Raw genomic sequence first — 20,067 nt, 5'->3', positions numbered from 1 at the left:
AGGCAAAAGATAGTGGATAAAGATGATGAAGAAAATATTAATAGAGATGAAAAAAGAGATATAAATGATTTAACTGATCTCGATGAAAAAGATTTTGATAAAGAAGATATAACAATTATTAAAAGAACTTTAATTAAATTGGTAGAAGATTTTCATAAATTTGGTGTAGCAGAATATATTGAAATTATTCGCTCACCTAAGAGAATGATTTATATTAATTTTTTAGCAGGTTTAGCTAGAGGTTTAGGTGTGGTTGTTGGAGCAACTTTATTAGGCGCTATCTTTCTATCAATTTTATTTAGAATGGCCGATCTTAATCTGCCGGTAATCGGAGAGTATATTGCTAGGTTGGTTCGAATAGTAAAACAAAATTTGTAATGAATAAATGATGATAAGCTACAGAAACTATTAAATAAGTACAAAGTTATTAATGTAGTCTTTAATTATAATTTTAATCATAATAGGAGGAGATTAAAAAGATGTATCAGGATAATGAGCATTATAAGAGACAGTTATTGAGGGAAAAACAACGATTACTAGAGCAGATTGAAAATATAGATGATACGAATTATACCGGCTTAGGTCATAGTGTTAGAGAATCGACTAGTGAACTTTCTAATTATGATAATCACCCTGCAGACCAGGCGCTTAATACTTATGAACGGGAGAAAGACTTAGGATTAAGAGATAACGCTTATCAACTTTTGAAGCAAGTAGAAGATGCTTTAGAGCAAATAGAGTCTGGTAATTATGGTGTTTGTGAATCATGTGGTCAGTCAATTAATGAGGAAAGACTGGATATAATGCCTTATACTACTTACTGTGCTGAATGTAGAGAAAAGTATGATATGGCTTTTGAAACTACTGACCGTCCAGTTGAAGAAGATGTTTTGGAGCCATATGGACGAGCCTTTAATGATAATACAGGAGATGTTGGTTTTGATGGTGAAGATAGTTGGCAAGCAGTAGCACAATATGGAACTTCTAATACTCCTTCAGATGTTGCTGACGCAGTGGAACAAGCTGATGTTTATATAGATTCTAATGAAGCACATGGTAGCGTAGATTGGACAGATAGAGTTAGTGATCAAGGATTTACAACAGGAGATGAAGAATTCGATGATGAAAATATAGTAAGCTGGCAGCCTACTACTGGAGCAGAAGAATTAGAAGATATTCAAGCATTAGATGAGCTAGAGGATTTAGGTGAAATGGAAGAGGTTGAAAAATTAGAAGAAGAATTAGCTGAAGCAACAGAAGATGAATTTAAAGAAGAAATGAGTCAAGGTGCAGATTTTGAAGAAAAATTTGAATGGAAAGAAGATTAACTAATTTTAACACCAAGAGAGTCTAACTCTCTTGTTTTTTTTATTCAATTATGCTAAAATAAGTACTATACTAAAATGTAAATAGAGTTTAATGAGAGATGGAGGCAGAATAGATGTTAGTTTTCATTGTAGCATTAATAATTTTAATCTTAGACCAAGTTACTAAATTAATTATAGTCCAGAATTTTCATGTGAGTGAGTCGCTTCCATTTATTGAAGATATATTTCATTTAACCTATGTTAAAAATTTTGGAGCAGCTTTTGGGATTTTAACTAATCAGAGGTTGTTTTTTATTATTGTTACTTTACTTGTAATTATAATTTTATTAGCTTTATATAAGCAGATTAGTAAACAGGGAGTATTAATTAAGATTGCCACAGGTTTAGGAATTGGTGGCGCCATTGGTAATTTAATAGATCGAATTAGAGTAGGATATGTAATCGATTTCTTAGATTTTAGAGTTTGGCCTGTATTTAATATTGCTGATTCAGCTATAGTAATTGGAGTTGGAATCTTTTTTTATTGGGCAATTATTTTGGATGGAATGGAGTGATAGTTAATGGCAGAAGAAATAGAATTTATAATTGATCAAGCACAAGTTGACAAGCGAGTAGACAAATTTTTAGCTGAGCAGAATGAAGAATTATCGAGAACGTATATTCAAAAATTAATAGGTAAAAAAAATGTAACCGTTAATGGTAGGGAAGAAAAGAGTAGTTATAGCTTACAGTTAAATGATAAAGTTAAGTTAATGGTTCCTGAACCCGAACAAATTGATTTAAAACCTGAAGAGATTCCATTGGAAATTATTTATGAAGATAGTGATATAATAGTTATTAATAAACAGCCTGATTTAGTAATTCATCCGTCTCCGGGACATGAGAGTGGAACTTTAGTTAATGCTTTATTATATCATTGTGATAATCTGTCTGGAATTAGCGGTAAGATAAGGCCAGGAATAGTACATAGATTAGATAAGGATACTTCTGGAGTATTGGTAGTAGCTAAGAATGATCAAGCACATCTTAATTTATCTGAACAGTTTAAAGATAGAGAAACAAAGAAGATATACCTTACTTTAGTAGAAGGAAATGTTCAATACAATAAAGGGAAGATAGATGCAGCTATAGGTAGAGATCCTAAAGATCGTAAGAAGATGACAGTAACAAAATATAATAGTAAAAAAGCAGTTTCTAGATTTGAAGTCTTAAAAAGATTTGGAGACTATACTTGGGTAGAGGTTAAGTTAGAGACTGGACGTACTCATCAAATTAGGGTACATATGGATTATTTAGATAATCCAATAGTTGGTGATCAAACTTATGGATATAATAAACAGAACCTAAAAGTTGACCGACAAATGTTACATGCTTATCGATTAGGTTTTACTCATCCAACTAAGAATGAATGGATGGAATTTGAAGCAGAACTTCCAGTAGATATGAAAGAGGTATTAAATGATTTAGAAGGTTAATGTTAAATGAGATAATAGTTAGATTTTCTAGTATTAGTTGGAATGATAGTTAGTAAGTAAGTAAGAATAAATAGATCAAATATTAATTATTGATAATAATTCACAAAAGGAGGTGGCTTAATTAACCCCCTTGCGCCAGGGAAGGAGTATTAATTTAATCTTTTATATTTAAAATTTGGGAGGGAATAAATATTATGACAAATGTAGAGTTAAATTGGAATGAAGAAATGAAGTACGATGCTAAAGGTGATGCTGAAATTGATATAAGTATTGATGGCCACAAAAAGGAGGGAGCAAATCCTCCAGAAATATTTTTGATGGGAGCAGCTAGCTGTGTTAGTATTCATTTAACTATGGTTTTAAAGAAAATGAGAATCGAATTAGAAGATTTAAATATTAAAGTTAATGGTGAAAGAGCAGAAGAGTCTCCAAGATACTTTGTTGATATTGAATTTAATTTTGAAGTTACTGCTAAGGATCTTGCAGAAGAGAAGATGGACAGAGCTTTAAATCTAGCAGTAGAGAACTGTGGTATGTTAAATACTATTAGAGAAGAGACTAATCTTACATATAATTATGAATTTAAGTAAGAATTAATTTTTAAGGGAGTGGTATTAATACCACTCCCTTTTTAAAATTTATGCATCTTTAATTGCATCTGTAGGACAGCCTTCTTGTGCTGCTATAGCATCCCCCTCAACATTTTCAGGGATTTGATCTACTATTGCTACTGCTTTTTCATTATCATCCCAGTCAAATACTGCTGGAGAAGTGTCAATACATGCACCACAGCTAATACAAAGCTCTGGATCTACCTTCATAGCTTTTGCCATTTAATTTATCACTCCTTTCAATAATAGTATCAACAAATTCTGAATTTTTATTAATAAATAATAAAATTCTGAATATTTGATTGAGTGTTGACAATAGAGAAGAATTATGTTAGAATTTAATTAATCAAAGTAAATAAAGTCCTTTAAATTAGTCCTGTGAGACTAATAAGGGAAGTTGAAATCTTTACATTTAGTCTAACTATTTAGGTTAGATTATATCTAAATGTAGATAAATTTTGGCCTTCTTATTCCTCGCGGGATGGGAAGGCTTTTTTAATGTCTAATTTGATTAACAGGAGGTATTTAATTGCTAGAGTATAAAAAAGATATTTTAAGTGAAAAGGATATGCAAAGAGCTTTAACTCGAATTGCACATGAAATTTTAGAAAAAAATAATGGATTAGAAGATTTAGCTATTATTGGAATTAGAACGCGAGGAGTACCTTTAGCAAGAAGAATTGCTGACAAGATAGGAGAGATTGAAGGAGAAGAGGTTGCAGATGGGATATTAGATATTACACTTTATCGTGATGATTTAACGACTGTGGCCCAGCAGCCAATTGTGCATCAGACTGAGATTCCATTTGATATTACTGATAAGAAAGTAGTATTAGTAGATGATGTTTTATATACGGGGCGGACAGTTAGAGCTGCTTTAGATGCCTTAGTAGATTTAGGAAGACCAAATGTTATTCAATTAGCAATCTTAATAGATAGAGGTCATCGTGAATTACCTATTAGGCCTGACTTCGTTGGAAAGAATTTGCCGACTTCTACTGGTGAGGTTGTGGAGGTTAAATTAAAAGAAGTAGATGGTGAAGATATAGTTGTTTTAAAAGAATATACAGACTAACTAATTAAGAAAATAGAATAAGGCCCTTTTAAATTGGTCCTGTGAGGCTAATAAGGGGATGAAGAATTACTTATCTAATATATATGTGTTTAGAGTAAGTATTTTTAGACCTCCTTATAGCCTGACTAGGTTATAAGGAGGTCTTTTCTTATTAAATATTAAGTTTTAGGAAATATTAAAGCATATAGGAGGCGAATTAAAATGAAAAAGAGTTTAAGAGCAGGGGAATTACCGATTTCAAGAAAAGTAATTTTAGGGATTCAACATATGTTTGCTATGTTTGGAGCAACAGTATTAGTGCCGAATTTGACAGGTTTGAATCCGTCAGTAGCATTATTTACTTCAGCGGTAGGTACAATAATCTTTCATGTTATTACTAAAGGGCAGGTTCCGGCTTACCTAGGTTCATCATTTGCATTTATTGCTCCAATTATTGCGGCTAAAGAAGCTTTTGGGATTCCAGGGGCAATGATCGGGAGTTTAACTGCAGGTTTAATTTATATACTTATGTCAGGAGTAATTAGAACGATTGGAACAGATTTTATTGAGAAGTATTTGCCCCCAGTAGTAGTAGGACCGGTAATTATGACCATCGGTTTAGGTTTAGCTCCTACAGCTAAGGATATGGCATCTGCTCATTTACCGACAGCAATCTTTACTCTGGCTGTAACCATTGTTATTAGTATTTTTGCTAAAGGATTACTGAAAGTAATTCCTATCTTAATCGGAATTATTTCTGGATATATATTTGCATTCTATTTTGGAATTGTCGATTTAGCACCGGTACAGGAAGCTGCTTGGTTAGCTATGCCTAACTTCTCGCTACCGAGTGTAAGTGAGTTTTCGGCTAGTTTACCGGCTGTCTTAATTATAGCACCGATTGCAATTGTAACTATGGTAGAACATTTAGGAGATGTATTAGCTTTAGGTAGTACAGTAGATAGAGAATTCATTGAAGAGCCAGGTTTGCATAGAACCTTATTAGGAGATGGAGTTGCTACAGCATTTGCAGCATTATTAGGTGGACCGCCAAATACGACTTATGGTGAAAATATTGGAGTATTAGCAATTACTAAAGTACACAATCCAGTAGTTATCGAATTCGCTGCTGTCTTCGTCTTAGGAATGAGTTTTATTCAAAAGGTAGGGGCCTTAATTAGAACTATTCCACCGGCAGTTATGGGAGGAATTGTAATCCTACTCTTTGGAATGATTGCAGCCATAGGATTGAGGACTTTAATTGAAAACCAAGTTGACTTAAGTAATAATAGAAATTTAGTAATCGTTTCGACTATCTTAGTAATAGGAATTAGTGGGTTAGCATTTAATATCCCAGGTTTAGATGTTGAACTAGCAGGTATGGGGTTAGCTGCTATTGTAGGAATTATCTTAAATATCTTATTACCTGAAAGTATTCAATCTAATCCTCAGGAAACAGAATAGAAGAATGAAAGCTTAGCATGAAATATTTTTAAAGGAATTTTTTATAGAAAGAAGTTTTTATAGAAAAAAAGGAGGGGTAATATGAGTTTGAAACATAAGGATCTTGTGGATTTAAAGGACTTGACTAAAGAAGAGATAGAGTTAACTTTAGACACAGCAGAATCTATGAAGGAGATATTTACCCGGTCTATTAAGAAGGTTCCTACTTTAAGGGGGAAGACAGTAGTCAGCCTCTTTTATGAACCTAGTACTCGAACTAAATCTTCATTTGATTTAGCAGGAAAACGGTTAAGTGCTGATATGATGAGTTTATCAGTGTCTACTAGTAGTGTAGTTAAAGGAGAGAGTTTAGTTGATACTGCCATGAATTTAGAAGTCATGGGAGCAGATGTAGTAATTATTCGGCACGGCATTCCAGGGTCTCCACATTTATTAGCAGAAACAATAGATGCTGCAGTTTTAAATGCTGGTGATGGTTCTCATGCCCATCCAACACAGGCTTTATTAGATATGTATACCATTAGAGAGAAAAGAGGTAAGATTGAAGGCGAGACAGTATTGATTGTGGGAGATATTAAGCATAGTAGAGTAGCTAGATCAAATATCTGGGCCTTAAATAAATTAGGAGCTAAGGTGAGAGTAGCTGGACCTCCAACTTTAATTCCACCAGAGATTGAGCGGATGGGAGTAGAAGTTTATTATGACTTACAGAAGGCATTAGAAGGAGTAGATGTAGTAAATATTTTAAGAATTCAGTTAGAACGACAGGAAGGTGGATTCTTACCTAGCTTAAGAGAGTATACAAAATTTTATGGAATAAATGAAGAGGTTTTGAAGCTAGTAGGTGATGATGTGACGATAATGCATCCTGGACCTATGAATCGAGGAGTAGAGATTATGCCTGAAGTTGCTTACGGAAATGACTCAGTAATTTTAGAACAAGTCCCTAATGGAGTGGCAATTAGAATGGCATTATTATACCTATTAACCGGAGGTGAGCAAATTGAAAAGACTACTAATTAAAGGTGGAAGAGTTATTAGTCCAGCTGATGGTTTAAATGACAAATTAGATATTCTAATTGTAGATGGTAAGATAGCAGAAATTAGTGAAGAGATTGAAGATGCTCAAGCAGAGATGATAAATGCACTTGATAAAATAGTAACTCCTGGTTTAATAGATATGCATGTTCATTTAAGAGAACCAGGTTTTGAGCATAAAGAGACAATTGAAAGTGGAACTAAGAGTGCGGCTGCCGGTGGCTTTACTTCTGTAGCCTGTATGCCTAATACTAATCCAGTTGTTGATAATGCTACAGTAGTTGATTCTATTATGGATAGAACAAAAGCAAACGCGAAAGTAAATGTTTTTCCAATTGGGAGTATTACTAAAGAATTGGCAGGTGAAGAATTAGCGGAAATTGGCTTTATGGCTGAAGCAGGAATAGTTGCTGTCTCTGATGATGGTAAAACGGTTAAAGATTCTTCATTAATGAGACTTGCTTTGGAATATGTTAAAGCTTTTGATCTACCAGTAATTACTCATTGTGAAGATGAAACATTAGTTAAGGAAGGCGTAGTAAATGAGGGATATTATTCAACAATTACTGGTCTTCCAGGAATACCAACAGCTGCCGAAGAAATTATGGTGGCTCGAGATATTAGATTAGCAGAAATGACTAATACTCCTTTGCATATTGCTCATGTAAGTACTAAAGGGGCAGTAGAGATAATTAGGGCAGCTAAGCAAAGAGGAGTAGAGGTTACTGCCGAAGTTACACCTCACCACTTTACTCTAACCGATGAAGAAATTACAACTTTTGATACTAATATTAAAGTGAATCCACCATTGAGGTCTGCCGAAGATGTAGAGGCTATTAAAGAAGGCTTAGTTGATGGAACAATCGATGTAATTGCAACTGATCATGCACCTCACGCTTGGGAAGAGAAAGATGTAGAATTCAATTACGCGCCTTTTGGAATTTCAGGTTTAGAGACGGCACTTTCCTTAGTAATTACTGAATTAGTAAAACCAGGGATTTTAACTATAGAAGAAGCTATTGAGAAATTAACTATTAATCCAGCCCAAGTTTTAAATATAGATAAAGGTAGATTAGAGGTTGAAAAGGAAGCAGATTTGACAGTGATTGATTTGGATGAAAAATATAGAGTTGATATAGATAAATTTTATTCTAAAGGCAAGAATACACCATTTGCTAATCAAAAGTTATATGGCAAACCTATGTTAACTATAGTGAATGGTAAACAGGTGATGAAGGATAATCAAATTCTATAAGGGGGATTTATATTGTCTAACTTTACTGATAAATTAAAGGCAGCTATAGATGAAAAAGAAAGCTTTGTTTGTGTCGGTTTAGATCCTAGATTGAATCGAATTCCAGATCATATAAAAGAAGAAGTAGTTAAAGAGTACGGTAAGACTAAAGAAGCAGTGGCAGAGATATTTATTAAATTTAACAAAGGAATAATTGATGCTGTACATCAGCATGTACCAATCGTTAAACCCCAAATTGCTTTTTATGAACAGTATGGCCATCAAGGGATTAGAGCCTATGAAGAGACGATAAAGTATGCTCAAAAAAAAGGGCTTTTAGTAATTGCTGATGCTAAACGAAATGATATCGGTTCTACAGCTCAAGCATATGCTGATGGCTACTTAGGAGAAGTTGATTTTTGGGAAGAGAGTGAATTTGGTTTTGGAGCCGATGCTTTAACGGTTAATGGATATTTAGGGATAGATGGGATTCAACCATTTATAGATTCCTGTGAAGATTATGGTAAAGGAATCTTCATTTTAGTAAGAACCTCTAATCCATCGGCTGGAGACTTACAGGATTTAGAGACAGATAACGGAAAGGTTTATGAAACTATGGCTGAATTAGTTAATGATTGGAGAATAGAGAGTAAAGGTAAGAACGGTTATTCGGCCGTAGGTGCTGTAGTGGGGGCTACTTATCCACAAGAAGCTGAAGAGTTGAGAGAAGTAATGAAAGAATCATACTTTTTGGTACCTGGTTATGGAGCTCAGGGAGCTGGTGCAAAAGAAGTTATTCCAGCTTTTAACGAAGATGGTTATGGAGCTGTTGTTAATTCTGCCCGCGGAATTATCTTTGCTTATGAACGGAAACCATGGCAGGAGCAATTCTCGGCTGAGGAATATCAAGAGGCTTCACAAGCAGCAGTAAAAGCTATGCGAAATGATATTAATGAAACTTTAGATGAGTATGGTAAGTTACCTTGGTAGATAATCTGTGAAAGGAGGATGTATATATGGAAGCAAAATTAGTATTAGAAGATGGCACAATATTTGTTGGTAAGAGTTTTGGAGCTACTGATAAAACTGGGGGAGAGATAGTTTTTAATACGAGTATGACTGGATATCAAGAAATTCTGACTGATGCTTCATATAAAGGTGAAATAGTGACGATGACTTATCCTCTGATTGGGAATTATGGAATTAATGAAGATGATATAGAGTCTTTTCAGCCACATGTTAATGGGTTTATCGTTAAAGAGTTTTGTGCTCAACCTAGTAATTGGAGGTCACTTAATAAGTTAGATGATTATTTAAAGGAGAATAATATTGTAGGAATTTCTGATATAGATACGCGAGCTTTAACTAAAAAATTACGGATTCACGGAACTATGAGAGGAATTATTACCACTGACCAAGCTTCAGAAGATGAGTTAATTGCTAAAGCTAAAGCAGCTCCAGGACTTTCTGGGCGAGATTTAGTTAGTGAAGTAACGACCCAAGAGAGCTATGAACTTATTGGGGATGGTTATAGAGTAGTATTAATGGATTTTGGAGCTAAGAAGAATATTGTTAGGTCGTTAAGTGAGGTAGGTTGTGAAGTAATAGTGGTTCCAGCAGATACGTCTGCTAAGAAAATATTAAATTTTAATCCAGATGGGGTTATGTTATCGAATGGGCCAGGTGATCCACAGGATGTACCGTATGCGGTAGAGACGGTAAAGGAATTACTTGATGAAAAGCCGATATTTGGTATATGTTTAGGACATCAGATTTTAGGAATAGCTTTAGGAGCAGACACTTATAAGCTGAAGTTTGGACATCGAGGAGCTAATCATCCAGTACAAGATTTAAAGACAGAGAAGGTCTACATTACTCCACAAAATCATGGATTTGCCATAAAAGAGGAGTCATTAGACCTAGAAAAAGCAGAGGTTACCCATAAAAACTTAAATGATGGGACTATAGAAGGGATTCGTCATCGAAGTTTACCGGCGTTTTCAGTACAATACCATCCGGAAGCTTCACCGGGTCCACAAGATTCAAAGTATTTATTTGATGAATTTATTGATTTAATGGCTAAAGAAGAGGAATGCAAAGCGATAAGTTAAGATTAAAACTATTTAAAGTAGCTAACTATTAAATAATTAGGGGGTCAAATAATGCCAAAGCGAAAAGACTTAGATAGAGTAATGGTAATCGGTTCAGGTCCAATCATTATTGGGCAAGCAGCAGAGTTTGATTATGCAGGAACACAAGCTTGTCGAGCGTTAAAGGATGAAGGGATAGAGGTTATATTGGTTAATAGTAATCCTGCTACAATTATGACAGATCAAAATATTGCTGATAGGGTTTATATAGAGCCGTTAACAGTCGATGTGGTTGCTGAAATAATTAAACAAGAGAACCCAGATGGCTTATTACCGACTCTAGGAGGACAGACGGGATTAAATATTGCTTCGGAATTAGCTGAAAAAGGATTGTTAGATGAACTTGATATAGAGTTTTTAGGTACTTCATTAGAGACTATTCAGAAGGCGGAAGATAGAGATAAATTTATTGATATGTTAAAAGAGATTGATGAGCCTGTCTTAGAGAGTAAGATTGCTGCTAATTTAGAGGAAGCTAAAGAGATAGCAGCAGGGATTGGTTACCCAATAATTGTTAGACCAGCTTATACTTTAGGTGGAACTGGTGGGGGAATTGCAGATAATCCAGCAGAGTTAGATGAAGTTGTTTCCCGAGGATTAAAACATAGCTTAATTGATCAAGTATTGATTGAAAAGAGTATTGCCGGTTGGAAGGAAGTAGAGTATGAGGTAATGAGAGATGGAGCTGATAATTGTATTACTGTTTGTAATATGGAGAATTTTGATCCAGTAGGGATTCATACTGGAGATAGTATAGTAGTAGCTCCTAGTCAGACGCTTTCTGATAAGGAATATCAGATGTTGAGAACTTCATCCTTAAAGATAATTAGAGAATTAGGGATTGAAGGTGGTTGTAATGTGCAGTTTGCTCTAAATCCAGATAGTTTTCAATATTACATTATTGAGGTGAATCCACGAGTAAGTCGTTCCAGTGCTTTAGCTTCAAAAGCGACAGGATATCCAATTGCTAAGGTAGCTACTAAGATTGCCATGGGGATGACTCTGGCCGAAATAAAGAATGCAATTACTAAGAAGACATACGCTTGTTTTGAACCGGCTTTAGATTATATTGTCTTTAAGATTCCACGGTGGCCTTTTGATAAATTTCACTATGCTGACCGTGAATTAGGTACTCAGATGAAGGCTACTGGAGAGGTAATGGCTATAGACAGACTCTTTGAAGCTTCATTATTAAAGGCAGTACGTTCCTTAGAGATTGGCGCTTACAGTTTACGACTACCAGGGAGTGAAGAATGGTCAACTGAAGAGATTGAAGATTATTTAGTAGATGCTGATGATGAACGACTTTTTGTTATAGCTGAGGCATTAAGAAGAGGTTGGTCGATTGATAGGATTCACGATATTACTGAAGTAGATGAATTTTTCTTATGGAAGATGCAGAATATCATTGATTATGAAAAGAAGATTAAAGAGGCTGATGAGTTGACTTCTGAACTTTTACAGGAGGCTAAGAAGTTAGGATTTTCTGATAAGGATATTGCAGTCTTAAGAGAGAGAAATGAAGATGAGATTAGAAGCCTTAGAGAAGAAGAAGAAGTAGAACCGGTATATAAGATGGTAGATACTTGTGCTGCTGAGTTTGAGGCAGAGACACCTTATTACTATTCTTCTTATGAACGGGAAAATGAATCAGTGGTAACACCAAAAAAGAAAGCAATGGTAATCGGTTCTGGACCAATTCGTATCGGTCAAGGAATAGAGTTTGATTACTGTAGTGTTCATTCTGCTTGGACTCTCCGGGAAGAAGGATATGAATCGATCATTGTTAATAATAATCCAGAAACAGTTAGTACTGATTTTGATACTTCTGATAGATTATATTTTGAACCGCTGACTAAGGAAGATGTATTAAATATAATTGAGCATGAAGAGCCAGAAGGAGTAGTAGTTCAGTTTGGAGGACAAACAGCAGTAAATTTAGCAGAACCATTGGCTGATGCTGGGGTAGAGATTTTAGGAACATCGGTTAAAGCTATAGATATTGCTGAAGATAGAGATAAATTCATGAATCTATTGACTAAGTTAGATATTCCGACACCGACAGGAAGCACGGTATTTTCGGTTGATGAAGCTAAGGAAGTGGCTGATGAAATCGGTTATCCAGTTTTAGTAAGACCTTCTTATGTACTAGGTGGTAGAGCTATGGAGGTCGTTTATAAAAAAGAAGAGTTATTAGAATATATGGAGAATGCAGTTAAAGCTTCTTCAGAGCATCCAATTTTAATAGATAAATATATAATCGGTAAAGAGATAGAGGTAGATGCCATTTCTGATGGAGAGAATGTTTTAATTCCAGGTATAATGGAGCATATAGAGCGAGCTGGAGTCCATTCAGGAGATAGTATTGCAGTTTATCCGCAGCAGTCACTAAGCCCACAAGAAAAAGAGAAAGTTATCGACTATACAATTAAATTAGGTAAAGCATTGAATGTAAAAGGATTAGTTAATATTCAATATGTTGTCTATGATGGAGAAGTCTATGTTATAGAAGTAAATCCTCGTTCCAGCCGAACTATTCCTTACTTGAGTAAAGTAACGGGAGTGCCTATGGTCCAACTGGCTACTAAGGCAATGTTAGGTAGCAAACTACAAGACTTAGGATATGAAAGTGGCTTATGGCCAATACCTGATCATGTAGCAGTAAAAGCGCCGGTCTTCTCTTTCTCTAAACTACAGAAGGTAGATACTTCGTTAGGGCCAGAGATGAAGTCAACGGGTGAGGTTTTAGGAGTAGATTATGATTATGCTAAGGCTCTTTATAAAGCCTTTGTAGCAGCAGGAATAGATATTCCAGAAGATGGCAATATTTTAGCGACTATTGCAGATAAAGATAAGGATGAAGTAATACCATTAGTGAAGAGATTTGCAGAATTAGGTTTTAATATTTTAGCTACTAATGGAACAGCCCAGGCATTACAAGAGATGGGGATCAAAGCTGAAGCCATTAATAAAATCTCCGAAGGGTCACCACATGTTGTGGATTTGATTCGAGAAGATAAGATAGATTTAGTAGTTAATACTTTAACTAAAGGGAAAAAACCAGAACGAGATGGATTTAAGATTAGACGAAATGCTGTGGAACATGGAATTCCTTGTCTAACTTCTTTAGATACTACTAAGGCTATCTTACATGTGTTAGAAGAGATGAAGCTTGAAGGTGAAGAAGGATTTGAACATTTAGCTTTACAAGATTATATGAGTTAAACTCAGATTGAGAGAGGTGATTAATTATGCCCTTACAGACTAAGGGAAAGATCTTAGCTAATAAGCAGGTTAATGAGCAAGATTATAAGCTGGTAGTCTCTGTACCAGAGATTATTGAAGAGTTGGTTCCGGGACAGTTTTTACATGTTAAATGTACTGAGGGGTTAGACCCGTTATTAAGAAGACCCCTTAGTATTCATAAGTATGATGAAGAAAAAGGTGAATTAATTATTCTATATCGAGTATTTGGTAAAGGAACTAAAGCTTTATCGCGAAGAGAGAGCGGCGAAGAGATAGATTTGATGGGACCATTGGGAAATGGATTTGATTTATTCAATTTAAAAGAAAGAATAATGGTAGTCGGTGGTGGAATCGGTAGTGCACCATTGATGGCATTAATAGAACGGCTGGTTGAGCTGAATAAGGAAGTAACAGTTTTAATTGGAGCTAATAATCAGGATCAAATCTTATGTGAATCTAAGTTAAAAGAATTAGCTACTGAACTTAAGTTTGCTACTGTAGATGGTAGCTATGGTTATAAAGGATATATAACAGAGCTTTTAGCTGAAAAATTAAAGCAAAATGAATATGATCAGATATTTGCTTGTGGACCAACACCGATGTTGAAAGCTATGGAACCGGTCATTGAAGATAAAGATATAGATGTACAAGTTTCTCTAGAAGCAAGAATGGGTTGTGGAACTGGGGCGTGCTTATCCTGTGTATGTAAGGTAAAGGTTCAGAATGATGATGGATTTGCATATAAAAAGGTATGTACTGATGGACCGGTATTTAACATGGATGAGGTGATATTAGATGAGTAATCTGAATTTGAAAGTAGATTTAAACGGTTTAGAATTACAGAATCCAGTTTTAACTGCTTCTGGAACTTTTGGTTTTGGTGAAGAGTATAAGGATTATGTTGATTTAAATAGATTAGGTGGAGTTATGGTCAAAGGTACTACGTTGAAACCGAAGGCTGGAAATCCGACTCCTAGAATTGCTGAAACTCCGGCAGGTATGTTGAATGCTATCGGTTTACAGAATCCTGGGGTTGATCACTTCATTAATGAAATTTTACCGCGAATTAAAGATTATGAATTTAAAACGATTGTAAATATCTCTGGTAATACTGTAGATGAATATAAGGAATTAACTGAAAATCTATCGAAGGTAGATGGAGTAGCGGCATTAGAGGTAAATATATCTTGTCCTAATGTGAAGAAAGGTGGCTTAGCCTTTGGAACCGAGCCTGAAATGGCTGCTGGAGTAGTAGAAGCGGTAAAAGAGAATACTGATTTACCGATAATTACTAAGTTATCACCGAATGTAACTGATATAACTGAGATAGCTAAGGCTGTTGAAGAAGCCGGAAGTGATATAATCTCTTTAATTAATACTTTAATAGGAATGAAGATAGATATTGAAAGTCAGAAGCCGATTCTAGCAAATAATATCGGGGGCTTATCCGGACCAGCGATTAGACCAGTAGCAGTACGAATGATTTATCAAGTGGCGCAAACTGTTGATGTGCCGTTAATCGGTATGGGCGGAATCATGAATAGTAGAGATGCAATTGAGTTTTTATTAGCAGGAGCCAGTGCAATATCGATAGGAACTGCTAATTTTACTAATCCAGGTGTGAGTATGGAGATTATAGATGGAATTGAAGATTACTTAGAAGAAAATGGTTATGAATCAGTGGAAGAGATAATTGGATTAGCTTATTAGTAATAGTTAACAATTTTAGACACAGACTTAAAGATAAGAAACTGATAAAATGAGCAATAAATAAAACTGATATAACAGAATATAAATTGATTTTAACTCAGTTTAGATTAAAATAAAAAAGCTTTATAATTAGTAAGCTTATCAACAAAATATTTAGGAGTGATTATTAATGGATAAAGAGAGAGTAGTTGAAATTTTTAAGAAGACTAATGTATTACAGGAAGGGCACTTTAAGTTAACTTCTGGCAAGCATAGCAAGCAGTATTTACAGTGTGCGCAAGTATTACAATATCCAGAATATACTCAAGAATTATGTGATGAGTTAGGGAAAAGATTTGAAGATAAAGAGATAGATTTAGTAATAGCTCCAGCAATCGGAGGAATTATTATCTCATATGCAGTAGGAACAGCCTTAGGTAAAAAGGCAGTCTTTGCAGAACGAAAAGAAGGGGTTATGAAATTACGTAGAGGTTTTACAATACCTAAAGGAGCAAAAGTATTGGTAGTAGAGGATGTAACTACTACTGGAGGCTCGGTTAGAGAAGTAATAGATGTAGTTGAAGAAAATGGCGGTGAAGTCATAGGAGTAGGAATTTTAGTAGATAGAAGCGGAGGAGAAATTGACTTTGGTGTACAGAAGGAAGCATTACTTACATTAGAAGTAGAAGCTTATGACCCGGAAGAATGTCCATTATGTAAAGAAGGAGCAGAGATTACAAAACCCGGTAGTAGAACCTAGCACCAGGCTTTCAAGTTAAAAGGTAGAAGCTGCCATAGGTTCACAACCAGCCTGGTTTTTAGGCTGGATGGGATGAGAACCTAGCACCAAGCTTGCAAACTAGAAAGTAGAGGATTACGTAGGTTCACACCCAGCCTGTTTTTTAGGCTGGGTGGGATGAATTTAATAGAGTGTTATTAAGAGCGTTCGTAATTGAACGCTCTTAACTCGTTATATGTAAAAATACGGTATATTTTTAAATTTGAAACAGGTGATTTGTAATATTGTATAGTAATAATACATTAGGGAGCTTTAAAAAAGATAGTTATATTTAAGAGAGGTTGGTAGTATGGTGGTACATATTCAAGAAGAGGACGAAGATGAACTCGTTATTAAGTTTGAGTATTCATCTGAAAGAGTAAAAAAGGTTAAGAAAATTGCAGGTAAACGTTGGTGTCCAGAAGAGAGAGTGTGGATTATTCCTTATACAGAAGAAGCTATTAATAAATTTTTTAACCTTTTTTCTAACGAAGAAATTGTGGTAGATAAATCTTTGAATATTGGTAATGCTTCAGATAATATTTTGCAGAGTAGATCAGTGAAAAATCTGATTGAAGAAATGAAAGAAGAAATTCAATTGCAAGGATATAGTCCAAAGACTATAGATGTGTATTTAGGACATATTAAGCGATTTATAAAATTTCATAAAAAACATCCTAAGAAATTAAAGCAGAAGGATGTACGTAAATATTTATTAGTTTTATTGGAGCAACAAAAAACGTCACATTCTTATGCAAATCAAGCATTGAGTGCTATTAAGTTTTTGTATAAAGAGGTATTACAGAAAGAAGAAGTGACATTTAATCTTACAAGACCTAAAAAAGAAGAAAAATTACCAGTTGTATTGAGTGAACAAGAGGTCATTAAGATATTAGATTCTATAGATAATTATAAGCATAGAGCAATATTATTCTTGACATATTCAGCTGGATTACGTGTAAGTGAAGTTGTTAATTTAAAAGCAGATGATATTGATAGTGATCGGATGCTGGTTAGGGTGAAACAAGGTAAAGGAAGAAAAGATCGTTACACTCTGCTTTCAGAGAAGGCACTTAAAGTATTAAGAGAATATGCTAAAAGATATTCTTTGGATGAATGGCTTTTTCCTGGAGGAAAGAAAGGTAAGCATTTAACAGAACGAAGTGTACAAAGAGTTTTTAAAAAGGCATGTAGAAAGGCTAATATTCGAAAAAATGTTTCTATTCATTCTTTAAGACATTCTTTTGCAACTCACTTATTAGAGAATGGAGTAGATTTGAGATATATACAGGAATTGCTAGGACATAAAAGTTCGAAGACTACAGAAATATATACACATGTTAGTAATAAAAATATTGGGAATATAAGAAGTCCATTGGATGATTTAGTTTAAGTAATTGCAGAGAGAAAGACAATTGATATAAGATATTAGCGACACTAATGTCGGTAATATATAATAATAATGAGGTATATACGACATACGTCGTAAAAAATAAGTTATGTGACATAGGGGCAAGTTAAAAGAGAGTTTATATTATAGTATTAATTTATTAGTTATTATCTTTGGGCTTGGAGTAATTATAAAAAATTATATTAATTCAATTGAGGATTATTCAGAAAATAAATGATATTTGAAGAAGTATTTAATAATTTTAAATTCAAAATATGCTAAAAAAACAAAAAGGGTGAGGAAATAATGTCTTTGACTCGTTTTATAAAGAAAACTGATGTGAAAGATAATATCGATAAATTTTTTAATAAACCTTCGTTTTCACAAGGTAATATAAAAATAAAAGCAAAACCACCAAAAACATATAATAGAGAAGATTATATGTTAGTAGGAACTGCATTTGATTATTTATTTAGATTTTATTTGAAATCTAAATATAAAGATAAAGCTGAAAATTCTTCTTGGGTTGCTCACAATTCATTGTTTTTATTATCTACTGAAATATCAAATGTGCATATTCATGATGCAAATAGTTTTTTGGAAGAAATGGGTATAGTACTTCCTGATATGAAAGGTTTTGAAGAGATACCTGGAGTAGAAAATCTTGATGGACTTATCCATTGGGGAAATATAGAGCATGATAAGATTAATTTTGATAATGTAATTAAGTATATTACAATTGACGGAAAATTAGAATGTTCTCCTATAATTGAAAAGAGGTTTCGTAAAACATTTAGCTCAATTTTGAACGCAGAAAAAGTATATAATCAGTATATAGAAGATGGAAAAATGATAGAAGAGGTAATTGAAGCAGTTATAGATTTGGCAAAGATAGATGATTATTATCGAGGAAGAGGGTTTAATAAAACTTTAGGAGAATATAAAGAAGAATATATTGAGGATTTGAAAAACTTATATAGCGTAATTCCAAAACAAAATAATTCAGTAGAAAAAGTATTTTTAAATCCTACTTTTGGTGAAGCGTCAAGGTTAGTAAATGGAGCAGATGCTGATATAATAATTGATGATATCTTGATTGATGTAAAGACAACTAAAAATTTAAATTTTACTGCCAGGCATTGGCGACAGTTAGTTGGTTATTTAACTTTGATTGATTTTCAAAATAAGTTTACAATTAATAAAACTGGGATTTATTTTTCAAGACATGGTTATTTTTATACTTTTAGTGCCGATAAAATTTATAACGCAGATAAATATGAACAGTTTAAAAAGTGGTTTGTAGAAAAAGCAAAATCTTCCTTTAAACATTAATTTATTTGCTTCAAAGAATAGTAGCTTATATTTATAATGATCATTTTTGCATCAATTTTAATTTTGTTAAAGTATAATAAATAGCAAAATTTATTATATTAGAAATTTTGGATTTTGATGTATCCTTACGAGCGCCTAATATGCCATTTGGGACGCCTATAGTGTATAATGTAGTTTTAGTAATAACTTACGCAAGATTGTTTGTTCGGGATATATAATGAGAAATGCTATATTTAAATTGGAATCGGACGTTTTTTAATGATTGTCATAATGAAATAGGGGAAATTTAATTTAGAGATGTAAGTACTAGTGAAGGCAATGAGAAGAAAGGAGCATTAGCAAATGCAAAGGGTATGGGCTATTATAGGACTAGTTCTTATAGGTATATGGGGATTGGTCACATTAATTTTTACAGCATGGAAAACAAGTAAAAGAAGAGATTATGCGGATGCTTTTTTAGAAAAATATAGAGAATTTTGTAATAGTCTTTTGGATAATGAATTCAACGGAGAATTATATCAATGGTTAAAATTGAATTCTGCTAAGATGCAAAACGATATAGGTGATTATGGTGTAGCAAAAGTTTATAAACCTGCTGGAGCAAATTATGCGTTTAAGAATTATCAACTTATTGTTAATGGAATAGGAACTATTAGGGACCTCTATAATCAGTTTGGTGATTTAAGATTAGGTAGAGGAATGATACGAGATGAAATATTAGCGATTGATGATGTTATACTAACTTACATAGGAGCATTAGATACAGAATTAGATGATCTTTTTAGCCAAATAAAAAATCCGTTGATTTGGATTCGGGAGGGTATTAGGTCAATAGTAACTTTTCCTATCTCGTTTTCATACTGGACAGGATTAATTCAATATAGAACGTATAATAAATTATCTAGAAATATTATTACTAAGATATTATCATTTGTTTTAACATTTGTAGGACTTATAGGTACTATAATAACTATTGTTACAGGTTATATTCCATTTATTGATAAAGTTAAAAAATTAGTACAAACAATTAATTAGATAATATTATGTTGCTAGGATAATATTTGTTGAATGTTATTTTCGTGGGGGTTGCCCCTACATCACATAACATGGCATTTACGACACTAAGCACAGTGCATAATAGTAGTCTTAGTGATGAATTATGCAAAATTGGTTAGGGTTTACAATTGGAATTACTATGCTTAAATGAGATTGGACGGGCTTTGATGAGCGTCGTAAACACCAGGAACGTTAGTACGCCAAGCAAGTTTGATATTTCTG

Annotated in this window: 19 protein-coding genes; 18 read left to right on the top strand and 1 reads right to left on the bottom strand. The window is 33.8% G+C overall.

The features are described 5' to 3' along the window. Positions 1 to 12: 12 nt before the first annotated feature. The 5 genes from B5D41_RS12380 to B5D41_RS12360 all read left to right on the top strand — a co-directional run bounded on the left by B5D41_RS12380 (position 13) and on the right by B5D41_RS12360 (position 3,393). Entirely contained in the window at positions 13 to 378 is a 366-nt protein-coding gene (locus B5D41_RS12380) for a DUF5665 domain-containing protein (protein WP_234983957.1), read from the top strand. 101 nt (positions 379 to 479) lie between these two features. After that, positions 480 to 1,328, top strand: coding sequence for a TraR/DksA C4-type zinc finger protein (locus tag B5D41_RS12375; protein WP_078810972.1), 849 nt, complete (start codon positions 480 to 482; stop codon positions 1,326 to 1,328). A gap of 113 nt (positions 1,329 to 1,441) precedes the next feature. Then, on the top strand, positions 1,442 to 1,882 hold the full coding sequence (gene lspA / locus B5D41_RS12370; RefSeq protein WP_078810971.1) for a signal peptidase II: 441 nt from the start codon (positions 1,442 to 1,444) through the stop codon (positions 1,880 to 1,882). Between the two features lie 6 nt (positions 1,883 to 1,888). Further along, the gene (locus tag B5D41_RS12365; RefSeq protein ID WP_078810970.1) at positions 1,889 to 2,803 is read left to right on the top strand and encodes an RluA family pseudouridine synthase; all 915 of its coding nucleotides are present in this window, start codon (positions 1,889 to 1,891) and stop codon (positions 2,801 to 2,803) included. A gap of 194 nt (positions 2,804 to 2,997) precedes the next feature. Continuing rightward, the gene (locus B5D41_RS12360; protein WP_078810969.1) at positions 2,998 to 3,393 is read left to right on the top strand and encodes an OsmC family protein; all 396 of its coding nucleotides are present in this window, start codon (positions 2,998 to 3,000) and stop codon (positions 3,391 to 3,393) included. A gap of 48 nt (positions 3,394 to 3,441) precedes the next feature. Here B5D41_RS12360 and B5D41_RS12355 read toward each other — a convergent pair whose 3' ends face one another. After that, a complete protein-coding gene (locus B5D41_RS12355) occupies positions 3,442 to 3,636 on the bottom strand; it encodes a ferredoxin (RefSeq protein WP_234983956.1) in 195 nt (64 codons plus the stop codon). 307 nt (positions 3,637 to 3,943) lie between these two features. Between B5D41_RS12355 and pyrR the strand changes: the two genes are divergently transcribed. The 13 genes from pyrR to B5D41_RS12290 all read left to right on the top strand — a co-directional run bounded on the left by pyrR (position 3,944) and on the right by B5D41_RS12290 (position 19,824). Further along, positions 3,944 to 4,489 (top strand): bifunctional pyr operon transcriptional regulator/uracil phosphoribosyltransferase PyrR, encoded by a 546-nt coding sequence (pyrR, locus tag B5D41_RS12350; protein WP_078810968.1) that lies wholly within the window; start codon positions 3,944 to 3,946, stop codon positions 4,487 to 4,489. Positions 4,490 to 4,690: 201 nt separating this feature from the next. Continuing rightward, complete coding sequence (locus B5D41_RS12345) at positions 4,691 to 5,932, top strand: uracil-xanthine permease family protein (protein WP_078810967.1); 1,242 nt, start codon at positions 4,691 to 4,693, stop codon at positions 5,930 to 5,932. Positions 5,933 to 6,013: 81 nt separating this feature from the next. Then, on the top strand, positions 6,014 to 6,955 hold the full coding sequence (locus tag B5D41_RS12340; protein ID WP_078810966.1) for an aspartate carbamoyltransferase catalytic subunit: 942 nt from the start codon (positions 6,014 to 6,016) through the stop codon (positions 6,953 to 6,955). Then, positions 6,936 to 8,225, top strand: coding sequence for a dihydroorotase (locus B5D41_RS12335; RefSeq protein WP_078810964.1), 1,290 nt, complete (start codon positions 6,936 to 6,938; stop codon positions 8,223 to 8,225). The genes B5D41_RS12340 and B5D41_RS12335 overlap by 20 nt, the downstream gene beginning before the upstream one ends. 12 nt (positions 8,226 to 8,237) lie before the next feature. Continuing rightward, a complete protein-coding gene (pyrF, locus tag B5D41_RS12330) occupies positions 8,238 to 9,194 on the top strand; it encodes an orotidine-5'-phosphate decarboxylase (protein ID WP_078810963.1) in 957 nt (318 codons plus the stop codon). 26 nt (positions 9,195 to 9,220) lie between these two features. Further along, complete coding sequence (gene carA / locus B5D41_RS12325) at positions 9,221 to 10,315, top strand: glutamine-hydrolyzing carbamoyl-phosphate synthase small subunit (protein ID WP_078810962.1); 1,095 nt, start codon at positions 9,221 to 9,223, stop codon at positions 10,313 to 10,315. A 51-nt stretch (positions 10,316 to 10,366) separates the two neighbouring features. Then, complete coding sequence (gene carB / locus B5D41_RS12320) at positions 10,367 to 13,579, top strand: carbamoyl-phosphate synthase large subunit (protein ID WP_078810961.1); 3,213 nt, start codon at positions 10,367 to 10,369, stop codon at positions 13,577 to 13,579. 26 nt (positions 13,580 to 13,605) lie between these two features. After that, positions 13,606 to 14,403: a dihydroorotate dehydrogenase electron transfer subunit gene (locus B5D41_RS12315; RefSeq protein WP_078810959.1), complete on the top strand. Its 798-nt coding sequence runs from the start codon at positions 13,606 to 13,608 to the stop codon at positions 14,401 to 14,403. Next, positions 14,396 to 15,310, top strand: coding sequence for a dihydroorotate dehydrogenase (locus B5D41_RS12310; RefSeq protein WP_078810958.1), 915 nt, complete (start codon positions 14,396 to 14,398; stop codon positions 15,308 to 15,310). The genes B5D41_RS12315 and B5D41_RS12310 overlap by 8 nt, the downstream gene beginning before the upstream one ends. 169 nt (positions 15,311 to 15,479) lie before the next feature. Beyond that, positions 15,480 to 16,049 carry an orotate phosphoribosyltransferase gene (gene pyrE, locus B5D41_RS12305; protein ID WP_078810957.1) on the top strand — a complete coding sequence of 190 codons (570 nt, stop codon included), beginning with the start codon at positions 15,480 to 15,482 and terminating at the stop codon, positions 16,047 to 16,049. Between the two features lie 328 nt (positions 16,050 to 16,377). Beyond that, positions 16,378 to 17,460, top strand: a complete 1,083-nt coding sequence (gene xerA, locus B5D41_RS12300; protein WP_078810955.1) for a site-specific tyrosine recombinase/integron integrase — start codon at positions 16,378 to 16,380, stop codon at positions 17,458 to 17,460. A 303-nt stretch (positions 17,461 to 17,763) separates the two neighbouring features. Then, complete coding sequence (locus B5D41_RS12295; protein WP_078810954.1) at positions 17,764 to 18,789, top strand: hypothetical protein; 1,026 nt, start codon at positions 17,764 to 17,766, stop codon at positions 18,787 to 18,789. A 342-nt stretch (positions 18,790 to 19,131) separates the two neighbouring features. Further along, complete coding sequence (locus B5D41_RS12290) at positions 19,132 to 19,824, top strand: hypothetical protein (protein WP_078810952.1); 693 nt, start codon at positions 19,132 to 19,134, stop codon at positions 19,822 to 19,824. The last annotated feature ends 243 nt before the right edge of the window (positions 19,825 to 20,067 follow it).

The organism is Selenihalanaerobacter shriftii (genome assembly GCF_900167185.1).
Taxonomy (GTDB): Bacteria; Bacillota; Halanaerobiia; order Halobacteroidales; family Acetohalobiaceae; genus Selenihalanaerobacter; species Selenihalanaerobacter shriftii.
Note: the sequence above shows the minus strand (reverse complement) of the source record. Positions and strands in the feature narration are given on the sequence as shown.

Excerpts from the sequence above, each read along its gene's own strand:
- B5D41_RS12315 (WP_078810959.1), top strand. The coding sequence starts at position 13,606 with ATGCCCTTACAGACTAAGGGAAAGATCTTAGCTAATAAGCAGGTTAAT.
- lspA (WP_078810971.1), top strand. The coding sequence starts at position 1,442 with ATGTTAGTTTTCATTGTAGCATTAATAATTTTAATCTTAGACCAAGTT.
- B5D41_RS12355 (WP_234983956.1), bottom strand. The coding sequence starts at position 3,636 with ATGGCAAAAGCTATGAAGGTAGATCCAGAGCTTTGTATTAGCTGTGGT.
- pyrE (WP_078810957.1), top strand. The coding sequence starts at position 15,480 with ATGGATAAAGAGAGAGTAGTTGAAATTTTTAAGAAGACTAATGTATTA.
- B5D41_RS12365 (WP_078810970.1), top strand. The coding sequence starts at position 1,889 with ATGGCAGAAGAAATAGAATTTATAATTGATCAAGCACAAGTTGACAAG.
- carB (WP_078810961.1), top strand. The coding sequence starts at position 10,367 with ATGCCAAAGCGAAAAGACTTAGATAGAGTAATGGTAATCGGTTCAGGT.
- B5D41_RS12340 (WP_078810966.1), top strand. The coding sequence starts at position 6,014 with ATGAGTTTGAAACATAAGGATCTTGTGGATTTAAAGGACTTGACTAAA.
- xerA (WP_078810955.1), top strand. The coding sequence starts at position 16,378 with ATGGTGGTACATATTCAAGAAGAGGACGAAGATGAACTCGTTATTAAG.
- B5D41_RS12345 (WP_078810967.1), top strand. The coding sequence starts at position 4,691 with ATGAAAAAGAGTTTAAGAGCAGGGGAATTACCGATTTCAAGAAAAGTA.
- B5D41_RS12375 (WP_078810972.1), top strand. The coding sequence starts at position 480 with ATGTATCAGGATAATGAGCATTATAAGAGACAGTTATTGAGGGAAAAA.
- B5D41_RS12290 (WP_078810952.1), top strand. The coding sequence starts at position 19,132 with ATGCAAAGGGTATGGGCTATTATAGGACTAGTTCTTATAGGTATATGG.
- carA (WP_078810962.1), top strand. The coding sequence starts at position 9,221 with ATGGAAGCAAAATTAGTATTAGAAGATGGCACAATATTTGTTGGTAAG.
- B5D41_RS12295 (WP_078810954.1), top strand. The coding sequence starts at position 17,764 with ATGTCTTTGACTCGTTTTATAAAGAAAACTGATGTGAAAGATAATATC.
- B5D41_RS12310 (WP_078810958.1), top strand. The coding sequence starts at position 14,396 with ATGAGTAATCTGAATTTGAAAGTAGATTTAAACGGTTTAGAATTACAG.
- B5D41_RS12360 (WP_078810969.1), top strand. The coding sequence starts at position 2,998 with ATGACAAATGTAGAGTTAAATTGGAATGAAGAAATGAAGTACGATGCT.